At 66.2% G+C, this 15,740-nt stretch carries 16 protein-coding genes; 9 read left to right on the top strand and 7 right to left on the bottom strand.

Going from position 1 to position 15,740, the window contains the following annotated elements; genetic code table 11:
- The first annotated feature begins 30 nt into the window (after positions 1-30).
- The 3 genes from B133_RS0104325 to B133_RS0104315 are packed head-to-tail and all read left to right on the top strand — an operon-like array spanning position 31 to position 3,655.
- Positions 31-852: a c-type cytochrome gene (locus B133_RS0104325; RefSeq protein WP_198291035.1), complete on the top strand. Its 822-nt coding sequence runs from the start codon at positions 31-33 to the stop codon at positions 850-852.
- The gene (locus tag B133_RS0104320; protein ID WP_018599489.1) at positions 849-2,018 is read left to right on the top strand and encodes a ubiquinol-cytochrome c reductase iron-sulfur subunit; all 1,170 of its coding nucleotides are present in this window, start codon (positions 849-851) and stop codon (positions 2,016-2,018) included. Before B133_RS0104325 ends, B133_RS0104320 begins: the two co-directional genes overlap by 4 nt.
- The gene (locus tag B133_RS0104315) at positions 2,015-3,655 is read left to right on the top strand and encodes a cytochrome bc complex cytochrome b subunit (protein WP_018599488.1); all 1,641 of its coding nucleotides are present in this window, start codon (positions 2,015-2,017) and stop codon (positions 3,653-3,655) included. The genes B133_RS0104320 and B133_RS0104315 overlap by 4 nt, the downstream gene beginning before the upstream one ends.
- A 339-nt stretch (positions 3,656-3,994) precedes the next feature.
- On the opposite strand, the gene B133_RS0104310 is transcribed toward B133_RS0104315, so the two are convergent.
- From B133_RS0104310 to B133_RS0104295, 4 genes are all read right to left on the bottom strand, one after another.
- Positions 3,995-4,597 carry a DUF2561 family protein gene (locus B133_RS0104310; protein ID WP_018599487.1) on the bottom strand — a complete coding sequence of 201 codons (603 nt, stop codon included), beginning with the start codon at positions 4,595-4,597 and terminating at the stop codon, positions 3,995-3,997.
- Complete coding sequence (locus B133_RS0104305) at positions 4,597-5,496, bottom strand: MmpS family transport accessory protein (protein WP_026255952.1); 900 nt, start codon at positions 5,494-5,496, stop codon at positions 4,597-4,599. The genes B133_RS0104310 and B133_RS0104305 overlap by 1 nt, the downstream gene beginning before the upstream one ends.
- 180 nt (positions 5,497-5,676) lie before the next feature.
- Positions 5,677-6,096: a cytochrome c oxidase subunit 4 gene (locus B133_RS0104300; protein WP_018599485.1), complete on the bottom strand. Its 420-nt coding sequence runs from the start codon at positions 6,094-6,096 to the stop codon at positions 5,677-5,679.
- A gap of 11 nt (positions 6,097-6,107) precedes the next feature.
- Complete coding sequence (locus B133_RS0104295) at positions 6,108-7,133, bottom strand: cytochrome c oxidase subunit II (RefSeq protein WP_026255951.1); 1,026 nt, start codon at positions 7,131-7,133, stop codon at positions 6,108-6,110.
- A 183-nt stretch (positions 7,134-7,316) separates the two neighbouring features.
- Here B133_RS0104295 and asnB point away from each other — a divergent pair, with 183 nt between their 5' ends.
- Positions 7,317-9,305 (top strand): asparagine synthase (glutamine-hydrolyzing), encoded by a 1,989-nt coding sequence (asnB, locus tag B133_RS0104290; RefSeq protein WP_018599483.1) that lies wholly within the window; start codon positions 7,317-7,319, stop codon positions 9,303-9,305.
- Between the two features lie 6 nt (positions 9,306-9,311).
- Here the strand turns inward: asnB and B133_RS0104285 are convergent, their stop codons facing one another.
- A complete protein-coding gene (locus B133_RS0104285; RefSeq protein WP_018599482.1) occupies positions 9,312-10,289 on the bottom strand; it encodes a carbohydrate kinase family protein in 978 nt (325 codons plus the stop codon).
- Positions 10,290-10,461: 172 nt separating this feature from the next.
- Here B133_RS0104285 and B133_RS0104280 point away from each other — a divergent pair, with 172 nt between their 5' ends.
- The gene (locus tag B133_RS0104280) at positions 10,462-11,073 is read left to right on the top strand and encodes a hypothetical protein (RefSeq protein ID WP_018599481.1); all 612 of its coding nucleotides are present in this window, start codon (positions 10,462-10,464) and stop codon (positions 11,071-11,073) included.
- Between the two features lie 34 nt (positions 11,074-11,107).
- Here the strand turns inward: B133_RS0104280 and B133_RS0104275 are convergent, their stop codons facing one another.
- Positions 11,108-11,464, bottom strand: coding sequence for an iron-sulfur cluster assembly accessory protein (locus B133_RS0104275; RefSeq protein ID WP_018599480.1), 357 nt, complete (start codon positions 11,462-11,464; stop codon positions 11,108-11,110).
- A 143-nt stretch (positions 11,465-11,607) separates the two neighbouring features.
- Between B133_RS0104275 and B133_RS0104270 the strand changes: the two genes are divergently transcribed.
- The 4 genes from B133_RS0104270 to B133_RS0104255 are packed head-to-tail and all read left to right on the top strand — an operon-like array spanning position 11,608 to position 14,633.
- On the top strand, positions 11,608-12,291 hold the full coding sequence (locus B133_RS0104270) for a DUF3043 domain-containing protein (protein WP_018599479.1): 684 nt from the start codon (positions 11,608-11,610) through the stop codon (positions 12,289-12,291).
- A gap of 25 nt (positions 12,292-12,316) precedes the next feature.
- Positions 12,317-12,856, top strand: coding sequence for a bifunctional adenosylcobinamide kinase/adenosylcobinamide-phosphate guanylyltransferase (locus B133_RS0104265; RefSeq protein ID WP_026255950.1), 540 nt, complete (start codon positions 12,317-12,319; stop codon positions 12,854-12,856).
- A 14-nt stretch (positions 12,857-12,870) separates the two neighbouring features.
- A complete protein-coding gene (cobT, locus tag B133_RS0104260) occupies positions 12,871-13,905 on the top strand; it encodes a nicotinate-nucleotide--dimethylbenzimidazole phosphoribosyltransferase (protein ID WP_085974239.1) in 1,035 nt (344 codons plus the stop codon).
- A gap of 5 nt (positions 13,906-13,910) precedes the next feature.
- Positions 13,911-14,633, top strand: coding sequence for an adenosylcobinamide-GDP ribazoletransferase (locus tag B133_RS0104255; RefSeq protein ID WP_018599476.1), 723 nt, complete (start codon positions 13,911-13,913; stop codon positions 14,631-14,633).
- On the opposite strand, the gene B133_RS0104250 is transcribed toward B133_RS0104255, so the two are convergent.
- Complete coding sequence (locus tag B133_RS0104250) at positions 14,630-15,736, bottom strand: branched-chain amino acid aminotransferase (protein WP_018599475.1); 1,107 nt, start codon at positions 15,734-15,736, stop codon at positions 14,630-14,632. The two genes, B133_RS0104255 and B133_RS0104250, sit on opposite strands and share 4 nt — an antisense overlap.
- Positions 15,737-15,740: the final 4 nt, after the last annotated feature.

The following is a 15,740-nucleotide window of genomic DNA, read 5'->3' as shown; positions in this document are numbered from 1 at the left end:
CCGATGATCGGCGGCTCGCCGATCAGTCCGATGAGAAGGAGTTCGATGACCAGCAAGTCGCGCCGTCGGCTGCGCCGGCGATTGTCAGCAGGCCTACTGCTGCTGATCGGCCTCGCGGTCGCGGGGGGTGTGGCGGCCACGCTGACGCCGACACCGCAAGTGGCGGTCGCCGACGAGTCACAGTCGGCCCTGTTGCGCACCGGCAAGCAGCTGTTCGACACGTCCTGCGTGTCGTGCCACGGAGCCAACCTGCAGGGTGTTCCCGACCGTGGACCCAGCCTGGTCGGTACCGGCGAGGCCGCCGTGTACTTCCAGGTGTCCACCGGCCGCATGCCCGCCATGCGCGGCGAGGCCCAGGTCCCGAGCAAGCCCGAGCACTTCGATGAGTCACAGATCGATGCGCTGGGTGCCTATGTGCAGGCGAGCGGCGGTGGCCCGACGGTCGTCCGCGACGCCAACGGCCAGGTCGCTCAGGAATCGCTGCTGGGACCGAATGTGGCCCGCGGTGGCGACCTGTTCCGCCTGAATTGCGCGTCGTGCCACAACTTCACCGGCAAGGGCGGCGCGTTGTCCTCCGGCAAGTACGCACCCGATCTCGGCGACGCCAACCCGGCCCAGATCTACACCGCGATGCTGACCGGTCCGCAGAACATGCCCAAGTTCTCTGATCGCCAGCTCTCTCCGGAAGAGAAGCGCGACATCGTGGCCTACGTTCGCGAGTCGGCCGAGACCCCGAGCTACGGCGGCTACGGCCTGGGTGGCTTCGGGCCCGCACCGGAGGGCATGGCGATGTGGATCATCGGAATCGTCGCGGCCATCGGCATCGCGATGTGGATCGGAGCACGCGCATGAGCGCCAACACCCCCGAGGGCACGCCGACCGACGCCGAACTGGCCTCGATGACCCGTGAGGAACTCGTCGAGCTCGGCGGCAAGATCGACGGCGTCGAGACCATCTTCAAGGAACCTCGTTGGCCGGTCCCCGGCACCAAGGCCGAGAAGCGCTCCGAGCGTCTCGTCGCGTACTGGCTTCTGCTGGCCGGACTTTCGGGCCTGGCCTTGCTGCTGGTGTTCATCTTCTGGCCGTGGGAGTACAAGCCCTTCGGCTCTGAGGGACAGTTCCTCTATTCACTGGCCACCCCGCTGTACGGCCTGACGTTCGGACTGTCGGTCCTGGCCATCGGCGTGGGCGCGGTGCTCTTCCAGAAGAGGTTCATCCCAGAGGAGATCTCGATCCAGGACCGCCACGACGGGCGTTCCACCGAGGTCGCCCGCAAGACCGTCGTGGCCAACCTCACCGACGCGCTCGAGGGCTCGACGATCAAGCGGCGCAAGCTCATCGGCCTCTCGTTGGGCATCGGCCTCGGCGCATTCGGCGCCGGCACCCTGGTGGCATTCATCGGCGGCCTGATCAAGAACCCGTGGAAGCCGGTGGTTCCCACCGCCAACGGCAAGGAAGCCGTGCTGTGGACCTCGGGCTGGACGCCGCGGTTCCACGGCGAGACGATCTACCTCGCCCGCGCCACCGGTGTGCCCGGTTCGTCGCCTTTCGTCAAGATGCGGCCCGAGGACCTCGACGCCGGAGGCATGGAAACTGTGTTCCCCTGGCGGGAATCAGACGGTGACGGCGTCACGACCGAGTCCGAGCACAAGCTGACCGAGATCGCCATGGGTGTGCGCAACCCGGTCATGCTCATCCGCATCAAGCCGGCCGACATGCACCGCGTGGTCAAGCGTAGGGGCCAGGAGAGCTTCAACTTCGGTGAGCTGTTCGCCTTCACCAAGGTCTGCTCGCACCTGGGCTGCCCCTCGTCGCTGTACGAGCAGCAGACCTATCGCATCCTGTGCCCGTGCCACCAGTCGCAGTTCGACGCGTTGCACTTCGCCAAGCCCATCTTCGGTCCGGCCGCGCGCGCATTGGCACAGCTGCCCATCACCATTGACAAAGACGGTTACCTGGTTGCCAACGGCAACTTCATCGAACCCGTCGGACCGGCATTCTGGGAGCGCAAATCATGAGCCCTGACCTTGCCAAGAAGGCTGCCGCGCAAGGCGATGCAATCGACTCGCGGTATCACCCGTCGGCGGCGGTACGTCGGCAGCTGAACAAGGTCTTCCCCACCCACTGGTCGTTCTTGTTGGGTGAGATCGCCCTGTACAGCTTCATCGTGCTGCTGATCACCGGTGTCTGGCTGACCTTGTTCTTCGATCCGTCGATGGCCGAGGTGACCTATAACGGGGTATACCAACCCCTTCGGGGCGTGCAGATGTCGCGCGCCTACGAGACGGCGCTGAACATCAGCTTCGAGGTCCGCGGCGGCTTGTTCATCCGCCAGATCCACCACTGGGCTGCCCTGATGTTCTCCGCGTCGATCATGGTGCACATGGCCCGTATTTTCTTCACCGGCGCGTTCCGGCGCCCGCGTGAGGCCAACTGGGTCATCGGCTCGCTGCTGTTGATCCTGTCGATGTTCGAGGGCTACTTCGGTTACTCACTGCCCGACGATCTGTTGTCCGGCATCGGTCTGCGGGCCGCGCTCTCGTCGATCTCGCTGGGCATGCCAGTGATCGGTACTTGGTTGCACTGGGCACTGTTCGGCGGTGACTTCCCGGGCACGATCCTCATCCCACGCCTCTACGCGCTGCACATCCTGCTGATCCCCGGCATCATCCTGGCCCTGATCGGCGCTCACCTGGCACTCGTGTGGTTCCAGAAGCACACCCAGTTCCCCGGTCCGGGACGTACCGAGACCAACGTCGTGGGCGTGCGCGTCATGCCGGTGTTCGCCGTCAAGTCCGGTGCGTTCTTCGCGTTGATCACCGGCGTGCTGGGCCTCATGGGCGGCCTGCTGACCATCAACCCGATCTGGCAACTGGGCCCCTACAAGCCCTCTCAGGTCTCCGCGGGTAGCCAGCCGGACTTCTACATGATGTGGACCGAAGGCCTGGCCCGTATCTGGCCGGCCTGGGAGTTCTATCCCTTCGGTCACACCATTCCGGCGGTGGTCTGGGTCGCGGTGATCATGGGTGTTGTCTTCGGGCTACTGATCGCCTACCCCTTCATCGAGAAGAAGATCACCGGCGATGACGCGCATCACAACCTGTTGCAGCGTCCGCGGGATGTCCCGGTGCGCACCGCCATCGGCTCCATGGCCATCGCGTTCTACATGGTGCTCACCCTGGCTGCGATGAACGACATCATCGCACTCAAATTCCACATCTCGCTGAACGCCACCACCTGGATCGGCCGCATCGGCATGGTCGTCCTACCGGGCATCGTCTACTACATCGCCTACCGCTGGGCCGTCTCCCTGCAACGCAGCGACCGCGCAGTCCTCGAACACGGCATCGAAACCGGCATCCTCAAACGCCTGCCCCACGGTGCCTACGTCGAACTGCACCAGCCACTGGGACCGGTTGACGACCATGGTCACCCCATCCCCCTGGAATACCAAGGTGCGGCCCTACCCAAGCGGATGAACAAACTCGGCTCCGGCGGCGCCCCCGGCACCGGCAGCTTCTTGTACGCCGATCCCATCGTCGAACACGAAGCCCTCACCGAAGCCGCTCACACCTCCGAGCACAAAGCTCTCACCGCACTCAAAGAGCATCAGGACCGCATCCACGAAGACGGGGAGACCAGCGGTCACCACTGACCGTCTCCACCGGCTTTAACGCAATCGCCGCAATTTCCCCAGGGAGATTGCGGCGATTGCTTTTTCACTGCCGGGCCCCGGGCCAGGCGTCTGAGCCCAGGGGGTCTCGGGGCCTCTCCCCTCCCCCACGCCAACCGGTCCGAGAGACGATGCCCAGGGCCACCACGCAGGGCAGCGCCCAGGTGAGCCAACTCCGCTGTGGCGAGTGTGCAGCTTGGCTATCGCCTGTATCGCCAGTCGTCACCAAAGCCTGCACGCTCGTCACAGTGCGCCGCAGGAAAGGTATAGCCGCGGGCAGGGCCTTGAAGTGCGGCCGGGATTCGGCCGGTAGGAAGGAACCTAGGCGGCGTTGAGTTCGTCGAGCTGACGCAGCGCGACTATGGGCAGGGCGACCATGCCGGCGGTGACCAAACCGGCTATGCCGTAACAGATCCAAGCGCCGAGATCGCTTTCAGTGGCCATTAGATACGTCGCAATACCAATCGCTGCCGTAGCGGCACCGATCGCTGCGGTGATCGCCAACGTGTAACGCAACCACACCTGCCCGACGGCGACCGCGGCCACGTCGTCGCCCCCATAGCGACTCACCAGAAGCGGGGGTTCCGACGTACGGCCCGTGGTGACCACCCGACGTCCGGGAACGGATTGTTCGGGCTGGACCGGACCTCGCGCGGACTGCGACTGATGCCAGTTGTCAGCCTGGGCCCGAGCTCGGAGCAGCAACGGCACCGAGGCCACGATGACCACGGCCGATATCCCGATCACGGTGTAAAGCAACCATGGGGTGCCGGCCGAGTCCGAGCCATGCGAATGGCTGCGGCTCAGATCTACCAGCGCGACGATGGCCGCCACTCCTGCGCCCAACGCCGCCAGCCAGGCAGCCACGGCGGCGCCGAGCAGGATCCGGTCGGTGGCGTCGAGGTCTTCGAGAGGTCCGGTCATCAGCAGGCCGTCTGTGCGGAATTATTGGTGTTGGAACTCAACACAGTCCCGTCGCTGGTGGTGATCGAGCAGTTCAGCCGACTCACCAGGAAGAGGCTCGATGCCTCGACCGACCCGACGTCGGAGTTGGAGATCGGGGTCATCGTGAAGGTCCACGGGATATACACGTTGCGCAGGGTGCGGCGATTGCCGTTCCCATCTACGTAGGTGATGGTGATGATGTCTCCTGGTGCCTTCGTACCAGTCACCGAGTAGGTGACCTGCCGGGGCTCGGCGCGCGTCGTGGCCGGCGGCGGCGCAGCGTTCGTTGCGGGTGGCGGTGGCGGCGGCTCGGGGTTGGGCTCGGGGGCCGGCGCAGGCGGCGGCTCCGTGACTGTCACGGTTTCCGGCGGTGGCGGTGGAGGCGGGGTCTCCGGCGGCGGCGGTGGGGCCTCCGGTGATGGCGGTGGCGTCGTCGTGGTGATCTCGTCCTGCACCGGCGGTTTGGAGGTGGTGGTGCTCTTCGACGGTGTGGCCAGATTCGACGTGTGATCCTCACGGGTCACAAGGACCGCGACGGAGGCCACCAACGCGACGGCGGCGATGATCGCCGTGATCCCGACCACCCATGGCCACCGTGGCGGCGGACGATCATCGGCCAGTTCGGAGGCCGGGTCGTAGTTGTCGTAGTCGTAGTCGTAGAGCGCCAGATCAGCGGGCACGTACGGCCCGCTGGTGAACTGCTCGGATTCGGGGGCCGAATACGCCTGTGAGTAAGCCTCGGTCTCCGACTCACCGGTCCGCGGTCCCGCGTCCTCGGCAACGTCTGCCGGTTCGTCGGGTGCGGCATGCTTTCCGGGTTGCTCATCCGGCACATCAGAGCCGGCAGCAACCGGCTCAGTGGGATTCGGCCCGCTCATCTCTACGCATATCCTTCTCGACTGCTTCACCACGCCGCCGGATGGCCGTTACGGTTTCGGCTGACGGTAGCCCCGGCAACATTACCCAACCGGGTGGCGGCAGTCAGAATGGCAATGCCGATGACCGCTGAAGTTATCGCCCTTTTGTGACCTTGACAGGGCGTTCCTGCCGCGGTGCGGTCAGTGCTTCTCCGGCCCCCAGTAGTACTCGAAGACCAGTCCGGCGGCAGAAGTCAGGACAAAGCAGACCCCCGCGAAGATGAGCCACGGCAGCCACAGCGCGGCGCCGACGGCGGCGGTCGAGAAGGACAGCGCGATCATGATGGGCCACCAGCTGTGTGGTGCGTAGAAGCCCAGCTCGCCTGCACCGTCGCTGATTTCCGCGTCCTCGTAATCCTCTGGGCGGGTGTCGAGACGACGGGCCACGAACCGGAAGAAGGTTCCGGTGAGCAGGGTCAGGCCGGTGGTCAGCACCAAAGCGGTGGTGCCCGCCCATTCGACGCCGCCGGTGGCGAACATCGCGGTGAGGATACCGTAGACCACGGCCGACAGCGCGAAGAAAGCGGTGAGGATCTCAAACAACCGAGCTTCAATATGCATGAGTCGTATCCCTAATTGCTCGCCTGCGCTACCTGCTCGCCGCGCCGGCTCTCGAACGGGTGGGTTGTCGTTGCCAGCGGGGCTTGGTGGATCGCCTGCAGCGCTTCGGCATTCGTCTTACCGGCTATGCGCGCATCCATGTAAGCCTTGAAATCATCGGGCTCCACGACTCGCACCTCGAAGTTCATCATCGAGTGGTAGGTGCCGCACATCTCGGTACAGCGCCCGACGAACGCGCCCGTCTGATCGATCTTGCTGACCTGGAAGATGTTCTCGGAGTGGTTGGCCTCGGGGTCGGGCATGACGTCGCGCTTGAACAAGAACTCCGGAACCCAGAAGCCGTGGATGACGTCTGCGGAGTTGAGCACGAACTCGATGCGCTTACCGACCGGCAGCACCAGCACGGGGATCTCCGAGGAGGTGCCCAGCGTCTCGACCTTGTCGAAGTTCAGGTAGGTGCGGTCCTCAGGGTTGAGGCCGCGCACGGCGCCGACCCGCTCCTCACCGTGCTCGTCCTTGCCTTCGGGCTTCGACGTCATGGCGGCCTTGCGCGCTGCGTCGGCACCGTCGTAGTTGAACGTGCCGTCGGAGTAGGCGATCTTCTGGTAACCGAACTTCCAGTTCCACTGGAAGGCGGTTACGTCGACGACCACCTCAGGGTTGGGGTCCCGGTGCAGCATGCGCTCCTGCACGACCACGGTGAAGTAGAACAGCACCGAGATGATCAGGAACGGGATGACCGTCAAGACCAGCTCCAGCGGCATGTTGTAGCCGAACTGGCGCGGAAGTTCCTGGTCGCCCTTCTTCTTCCGGTGGAAGGCACTGGCCCAGAAGATCAGTGCCCACACGATGGCGCCAACGACGAACGATGCGATGACCGATCCGAGCCATAGATCCCGGTTGAGTTTGCCCTCCGGCGTGATGCCGTTCGGCCAACCCAGGCCCAGCACATCCTGCCAACTGCAGCCGCTCAGCAGCAGGGCTGTGCCGCCCAGGACCATTGACAACGCCACCACCCGGAGCCCGCGAGGTGTCACGTTGGCGCCTCCTAGAAGTCGGTAAAACTCGACCGCGAGCGGTCATCAACTCAGCGAATACTACGCAGCGTAGACCACACATGTCTGCAGGAGCGAAGCGACCGGGGAATGTGTCTGGTGGGTAGGACGGTTCGGCCTCGGGTGCCGGTCTGCAAAAGCTCCGCGATTAGGCATACTGGCCCCGTGTGCGGACTGCTGGCCCTGGTAACTGACCCGTCGCTGGCCAATCCGGGCGAGGCCGCCCCGAGCCCGGGATCTGAGGCCGGATCCCGGCTGGTCGACGCCGTGGCCGAGGCTGCCCATCTGATGCGTCATCGCGGTCCGGATGAGCCCGGGACCTGGTCGGACGCCGGTCCTGATGGGGCAGGCCCGGCAGTGGTGCTCGGCTTCAATCGATTGTCGATCATCGACATCGCCCACAGCCACCAGCCGCTGCGCTGGGGCCCGCCGGAATCGCCGGACCGGTACGTGCTGGTGTTCAACGGCGAGATCTACAACTACCTCGAACTGCGTGAAGCACTGAGGTCCGAATTCGGTGCGGTATTCCGCACCGACGGTGATGGTGAGGCCATTGTCGCGGCCTACCACTATTGGGGCACCGAGGCGTTGCACCGGCTGCGCGGCATGTTCGCCTTCGCGCTGTGGGACACCCAGGAGCGAGAGATGTTCTGCGCGCGTGACCCGTTCGGCATCAAGCCGCTGTTCATGGCGACCGGTCCGGGCGGCACGGCCGTGGGCAGTGAGAAGAAGTGCCTGTTGGATCTGGCCCCGGTACTAGATTTGGACCTCGGCATCGATGAGCGCGCCGTCCAGCACTACACCGTGCTGCAGTACGTACCGGAACCGGAAACCCTCAATCGCGGCATCCGCCGGCTCGAATCGGGCAGTTACGCACGAATCCGGCCTGGTTCGGCACCCGAGGTGACGCGGTATTTCGTGCCGAAGTTTTCCGTTGTGCCCGTCACTGCCGGCACCGAGCAGGCACGCTACGACGAGATCACTGCCGCCCTGGAGGATTCCGTCGCCAAGCACATGCGGGCCGATGTGACGGTCGGCGCGTTCCTGTCCGGCGGGATCGACTCGACGGCCATCGCCGCGTTGGCGATGCGGCACAATCCGCGGCTGATCACTTTCACCACCGGCTTCGAGCGCGAGGGATTCTCCGAGGTCGACGTGGCCGTCGCGTCCGCAGAAGCCATCGGCGCCCGCCACGTGACCAAGGTGGTCAGCCAGGCCGAGTTCGTCGAGGCGCTGCCGGAGATCGTCTGGTACCTCGACGAGCCGGTGGCCGACCCGGCGCTGGTGCCGCTGTTCTTCATCGCCCGGGAAGCCCGCAAGCACGTCAAGGTGGTGCTCTCCGGTGAAGGCGCCGACGAACTGTTCGGCGGCTACACGATCTACCGCGAGCCGCTGTCCCTCAAGCCGTTCGACTATCTCCCCCGGCCGGTGCGCAAATCGCTGGGCAAGGCGTCCAAGCCACTGCCGACAGGGATGCGCGGCAAGAGCCTGCTGCACCGCGGCTCGCTGACTCTGGAAGAGCGCTACTACGGCAACGCCCGCAGCTTCTCCGATGACCAGCTGCGGGCCGTGCTGCCCGGTTTCCGTCCGGACTGGACCCACACCGACGTGACGGACGCGATCTACGCCCGGTCCGAGGGCTGGGATCCGGTAGCCCGCATGCAGCACATCGACCTGTTCACCTGGCTGCGCGGCGACATCCTGGTCAAGGCCGACAAGATGACCATGGCCAACTCGCTCGAGCTGCGGGTGCCGTTCCTGGATCCAGAGGTGTTCGCGGTGGCCTCCCGGCTGCCGGTCGACCAGAAGATCACCCGCTCGACCACCAAGTACGCGCTGCGTCGCGCATTGGAACCGATCATTCCCGCCCACGTGCTGCATCGGCCCAAGTTGGGCTTCCCGGTGCCGATCAGACACTGGCTGCGCGCGGGCGAGCTGCTGGACTGGGCCTACGCCACGGTCGCCGCATCACAGGCGGGTGAGCTGATCGATCTGGCCGCGGTGCGCACCATGCTCGACGAACACCGCAACGGGGTCAGCGACCACAGTCGCCGCTTGTGGACCGTGCTCATATTCATGCTGTGGCACGCGATTTTCGTCGAGCACAGCGTGACACCGCAGATCAAAGAGCCGCACTACCCGGTACAGCTGTAGCGACCACTAGGCGCTGAGAGCGTCGCCGATCTCGGCCCCTGCGTCGGCGCCGTAGGCCTCGGACAAGCGTTGCACGGCGTCGTCGCGGTCCCAGGTCCACTCCTGGGGTCCGGTGGCCTCAAGGACCAGCACTGCCACCAGCGAGGCCAGCTGAGCGGAGCGTTCGAGGCTCAATCCCGCGCTGCGGCCGGTCAGGAAGCCGGCCCGAAACGCGTCACCGATGCCGGTCGGGTCGGCTTGGTGCTTCTCGGGCACAACGTCGACGTGCACGAAGGTGCCGTCGGAGCTGACCAGGTCGACGCCCTTGGCACCCAGCGTGGTGACGCGCATGCCGATCTGGCTCATCACCTGGGCTTCGCTCCAGCCGGTCTTCTGCAGCAGCAGATCCCACTCGTAGTCGTTGGTGAACAGGTAGGCGGCGCCGTTGATGAGCTTGCGGATCTCTTCGCCGGTCAGCCGGGCCAGCTGCTGTGACGGGTCGGCGGCGAAGGCCAGTCCGAGCTTGCGGCACTCCTCGGTGTGCAGGAACATCGCCGTCGGATCGTTGGCGCCGATGATCACCAGTTCCGGGGTACCGACGCGGGACGCCAGGTCGGCCAGCGAGATGTTGCGGGCCTCTGACATCGCCCCGGGGTAGAACGACGCGATCTGCGCCATGTCCTCGTCGGTGGTGCAGACGAACCGTGCGGTGTAGGCGTTCTCGGAGATCAGCACGCTGCCACAGTCGACGTTGGCCGCTTCCAACCACGCCCGGTAGTCACCGAAATCCTGGCCGGCCGCGCCGACCAGGGCCACGTCACCGCCGAGGGTTCCGATGGCGAAGGCCATGTTGCCCGCAACTCCCCCGCGATGCACCACCAAGTCGTCGACCAGAAAGCTCAGCGACACCTTCTGCAGATGGTCGGCCAGCAGTTGTTCGGAGAATTTGCCTGGGAACCGCATCAGATGGTCGGTCGCGATGGAGCCGGTAACTGCGATGGTCACGAAGCGTCATCCTTAATTTCGTTAAGTCGTCTAGATAAGGCTACCCGGGCCGGCCTTGCACCGTCGTCGTACGCGGTCTGGCCCCGCGGGGTGCGCTAACCTGCGTGTAGCTGTACGCCAGGTCACCGTCAAGCGGTGACCCACCTTACATACCCGCGGGGAGCGCCATTTGATGACTGGTCCCTACCAGTACCCCGAATCCGTTCCGCCCGAGCCGTATCCGGAGAACGTGTCGGCGGTCTATCCGGGGATGCTGCCGCCGCCGGTGCAGTATCAGAGAAAGCGGCGCTGGCCGCGGGTTCTCGCCGTGTTGCTCACGCTGGCGGTGTTGGCAGCCGTACTGACCGTGGTGATAGTGACCCGCAAGCCTGCGCAGCAGTCGGGCGTGGTGTCCGATGAACAGGCCAAAGCTGCGATTCAGCAGTATCTGAACGCACTGACCGACGGCGATGACGAGACCATTGCGCGGCATACACTGTGCGGTCTCTACGACGCGGTCAAGGACCGCAAGGCTGATCTCGCGGTGGCCATGCTGGCCAGCGATGCGTTCCGCAGGCAGTTCGGCCGCGCCGACGTCACCAGCATCGACAAGATCGTGCCGTGGTCGGGCACGCAGGCCCAGGTGCTCTTCACCATGAAAGTCACACCGGCGCGTGGCCAGCAGGCATCCCAGGAGGACGCACAGGGTGTGGCGCAGCTGTTGGTCGCCAAGAATGCCAAGAACGGTGGGGACGAAGAGGTGCTGGTGTGTTCTTACGTGCTACGCACCGGCGGCCAGTACTGACAAGCAGTACTGGCCGTGGACCAGGCGGTGGAGATCAGTTGAAGGAATCGCCGCAGGCGCAGGAGCCGGTGGCGTTCGGGTTGTCGATTGTGAAGCCCTGCTTCTCGATGGTGTCGACGAAGTCGATGGTCGCGCCCTGGACGTACGGAGCGCTCATCCGGTCGACAGTCAGCTTCACGCCGCCGAACTCGGAGGTCAGGTCACCGTCGAGGGTGCGGTCGTCGAAGAACAGGTTGTAACGCAGGCCCGCGCAGCCACCTGGCTGAACGGCGATCCGCAGCGCGAGGTCGTCGCGACCCTCCTGATCCAGCAGCGCCTTCGCCTTGGCGGCGGCCGCGTCGGACAGGATCACACCGTGGGTCTGAATGTCCGATTCGTCCTGAACAGTCATTGCTCTCCCTAAAACATTCCCTGGGCATCGTCGATACCGAAGTCTCTGCGTCAACGGTACCTCTTTGCGTCACTATTCCCGACCCGTCGCCGGGCACGGGGCATCTGGCCGGACGCGCGGCGGCGGGCAGTAACCTGACTGGCGTGAATCTGCTGGGCCGTAAGAAGCGCGACGACGGCGAGAACGACGAGGCCAAGGGCAACGCCACTGATGGTGGCGCTGCAGCGTCCGACACCACGATGGGTGGAGGCACGGCGCCCAAGGGCCGGCCTACACCCAAGCGCAGTGAGGCCGCCAAGAAGCGCGGGCCCGTAGCGCCGGCCCCGCAGACCACCGCCGAGGCACGTCGCCGACGCAAGGAGCTGCGTGGCCCGAAGCTCACGGGCGAGGAACGCAAGGTCGAAAAGCAGGCCCGGCGCGCCGAGTCAGCCGAGCGCCGGGAAAAGATGATGGCCGGCGACGACGCCTACCTGCTACCCCGCGACAAGGGCCCGGTGCGGCGTTACGTCCGCAATATCGTGGACTCCCGGCGCAATTTGCTCGGCCTGTTCATGCCCGCGGCTCTGGCGATGATCGTGTTCATGATGGCGTTGCCGAGCCTGCAGTTCCAGCAGATCATGTCCTTCACGATGTTGGGGCTCGTGGTGGTCATGACCGTCGATGGTGTCCTGGTGGGTCGCAAGGTCAACCGCATGGTCGACGAGAAGTTTCCCGGTAACACCGAAAGCGGTTGGAAGCTCGGCTTCTATGCGGCCAGCCGGGCATCCCAGATCCGTCGGATGCGAGCGCCACGACCCGCCGTCAATCGCGGCGACAAGGTTTCTTGATGTCCGCTGGGCCGGCCTGACGTCGGTGCGCATGCTGGTGCTCGGAGGGATCCGGTCGGGCAAATCGCAGTGGGCCGAGACGGCGATCGCGGCCGCCGCCGAGGGGCCGGTGCGCTACCTGGCCACCGGCTCTGCGGCTGACATCGATCCGGCCTGGTCGGCGCGCGTCGCGGCGCACCTCACGCGGCGCCCGGCGCACTGGAGCACCATAGAGTGCGGCGCCGGTGCTGACGACGTGGTCCGGCAACTGGGCGCCGAACCCGGTGTCGCGACGCTGCTCGACGACGTCGGAGGATGGCTGACTGCGACGATGGATCGGCGCGACGCATGGAGCGGCGCACCCGTCGACACCGATGTCGATGCGCTGGTCGGTGCGGTTGCCGCGTTCACCGCTCCCCTCGTGCTCGTCAGTCCCGAGGTCGGGCTGACCGTAGTACCCGCCACCGAGGCCGGTCGCAGGTTTGCCGACGCGCTGGGGACGGTCAACCAGCGCCTGGCGGCGGTGTGCGAGCAGGTCGTACTCGTCGTGGCCGGTCAACCGGTCACAGTGAAGGAGCCGTCGTGACCGAAGCCGACCCGATGTTCGCCGCCGTCACTCCGCCGGATGCGGCGGTGGCGGCGGCTGCGCGGGCCCGCCAGAACCGTCTGACCAAACCGCCGGGATCGCTGGGGCGGCTGGAAGATCTCTCGGTCTGGGTGGCGTCGTGTCAAGGGGTGTGCCCGCCGCAGCAGTTCGTACGGGCGCGGGTCGTGGTGTTCGCCGGCGATCACGGGGTGACGGCAGCCGGCGTGTCGGCGTTTCCGGCCGCGGTGACCGGTCAGATGATCGCCAACTTCGACGCAGGCGGCGCCGCCATCAACGTGTTGAGCGAGGTGGCCGGCGCGACGGTACGAATAGCCGACATCGCTGTCGACTGCGACGAGCCGCTGTCCCCCGCGATCGGCGCCCACAAGGTGCGTCGCAGCTCGGGCAACATCGCGGTCGAGGACGCCCTCACGGCCGACCAGATTGTCGCCGCGGTCGGGGCCGGCGCCCGCATCGCCGACGAGGAGGTCGACTCCGGTGCCGAACTGCTCATCGCCGGCGACATGGGGATCGGAAACACCACTCCGGCAACGACTTTGGTCGCTGCCGTAACGGGCACCGAGCCGGTCGCGGTGGTCGGCCGGGGCACCGGCATCGATGACGAAGGCTGGATGCGCAAGACCGCCGCGGTCCGCGACGCGCTGTACCGCGCCCGCAAGGTGACCGACGATCCGCTCGGCCTGCTGCGAGTGTGCGGCGGTGCCGATCTGGCAGCGATCGCGGGTTTCTGCGCTCAGGCAGCGGTGCGGCGCACGCCGGTGCTGCTCGACGGCCTCGTCGTGACGGCCGCGGCACTGCTGGCCGATCGGCTCGCACCAGGCGCGCGCGCCTGGTGGCAGGCCGGCCATCGGTCCACCGAACCGGCGCACACCCTCGCTCTGACACACCTCGGGCTCGAGCCGATCGTCGATCTGGGCATGCGGCTCGGCGAGGGCACCGGAGCGGCCGTGGCGTTGCCGGTGGTGCGGGCCGCGGTGGCCACGCTGGCGTCGATGGCCACGTTCGACGAGGCGGGCATCTCCGAATAATCGCCATGATCGCCTCTGTCACTTCGGCTTTCGCTTTCGGTACCGTACTGCCAGTGCGCTCGACGGCCAGGTTTGGTCGCGGTGCCCTTACGGCGCTGCCGCTGGTGGGGCTAACACTGGGCACGATGGCCGCGGCCGTCGCGTGGGCTGGCACCCGGGCGTTCGGGCCCGGCGCGCTCCCCGGAGTGTTGGCGGTCGCGGCCCTGATTGTGGTCACCCGGGGGCTGCACATCGACGGGCTGGCCGACACCACCGATGGCCTGGGGTGTTATGGCCCGCCGGAGCGTGCGCTGGCCGTGATGCGCGACGGTGCGGCGGGCCCGTTCGGTGTCGCCGCGGTTGTGCTGACGATCGCCATGCAGGCACTGAGCTTCGCGCAACTGGGCCCGGTCGCCGTGCTCACCGCGGTGGCCGCCGGTCGAGTGGCCGCAGTGATGGCGTGCCGGCGGTCGGTGCCCGCCGCGCCGGGCAGCTCGTTGGGGGCGGTGGTCGCGGGTAGCCAACCAGTCGCCGTCGTCGTCGCCTGGTCAGTGGCGCTGGCCACGCTGGCGGCATTGGCCACGCACCGGCCCTGGCAGGGACCCGTCGTGGTGCTACTGGCTCTCGGGGTGTGCGCGCTGCTGGTCGCCCACTGTGTACGCCGGTTCGGTGGTATCACCGGTGACGTGCTGGGCGCGGCTGTCGAGGTGACGACGACGCTCGTCGCTCTCGGCCTTGCGGTGCGCTAATTCAGCCGCGCCATCCAGCCGTGGGTGTCGGCAAACGTACCGCGCTGGATCCCCGTCAGGGTGTCCCGCAGGGCCATGGTGATCTCACCGGGCTGCCCGCTGGCGATGGTGAATTCGCCCTCGCGGTGCTTGACGTGCGAGACCGGAGTGATCACCGCGGCGGTGCCGCAGGCGAACACCTCGGTGATCTCGCCCGCGGCGGCCTTCTTCTGCCATTCGTCGACATCGATCTTGCGTTCCTCGACGGCAAATCCCGCGTCGGTTGCCAACTGCAGCAACGAATCCCGGGTAATACCGGGCAGCAGTGAACCCGACAGCTCCGGGGTGACCAGCCGCGCCGAACCGCCGCTGCCGAAGACGAAGAACAGGTTCATCCCGCCCATCTCCTCGACGTAGCGCCGTTCGATGGCGTCGAGCCACACCACCTGATCGCAGCCGTTGTCAGCCGCCTGGGCCTGTGCCAGCAGCGAGGCCGCGTAGTTGCCGCCGAACTTGGCCGCGCCGGTACCGCCGGGAGAAGCCCGCACATATTCGTGCGACAGCCAAACGCTGACCGGCTTGATACCGCCCTTGAAGTACGCGCCGGCCGGCGATCCGACGGCCAGGTACCGGTACTCGTTGGCGGGCCGCACACCCAGACCGGGCTCGGTGGCGATGATGAACGGCCGCAGGTACAGCGACTCTTCGCCGCCCGCAGCGGGCACCCAGGCCTCGTCGACCGCGATGAGCTGGCGCAACGACTCGATGAACAGCTCCGACGGCAGTTCCGGGATGGCGAGCCGACGCGCGGAGGACTGCAGCCGGGCCGCGTTGGCCTCGGGGCGGAACGACACGATCGACCCGTCGGCCCAGCGATAGGCCTTCAAGCCCTCGAAGATCTCTTGCGCGTAGTGCAGCACGATTGCCGACGGATCCAACTCGATAGGGCCGTACGGGATCACCCGCGGGTTGTGCCAACCGTCGGCCACGGTGTAGTCGATGGACACCATGTGATCGGTGTGGAACTTGCCGAATCCCGGGTTCGCCAGAATGGATTCGCGTACCGCGTCGGTCGCCCGGTCCGTATTGACCGAAACCGTGAACTCTGCAAGACCGCTTGTCATGCTG

The organism is Mycobacterium sp. 155 (assembly GCF_000373905.1).
Lineage (GTDB): Bacteria > Actinomycetota > Actinomycetes > Mycobacteriales > Mycobacteriaceae > Mycobacterium.
Note: the sequence above shows the minus strand (reverse complement) of the source record. Positions and strands in the feature narration are given on the sequence as shown.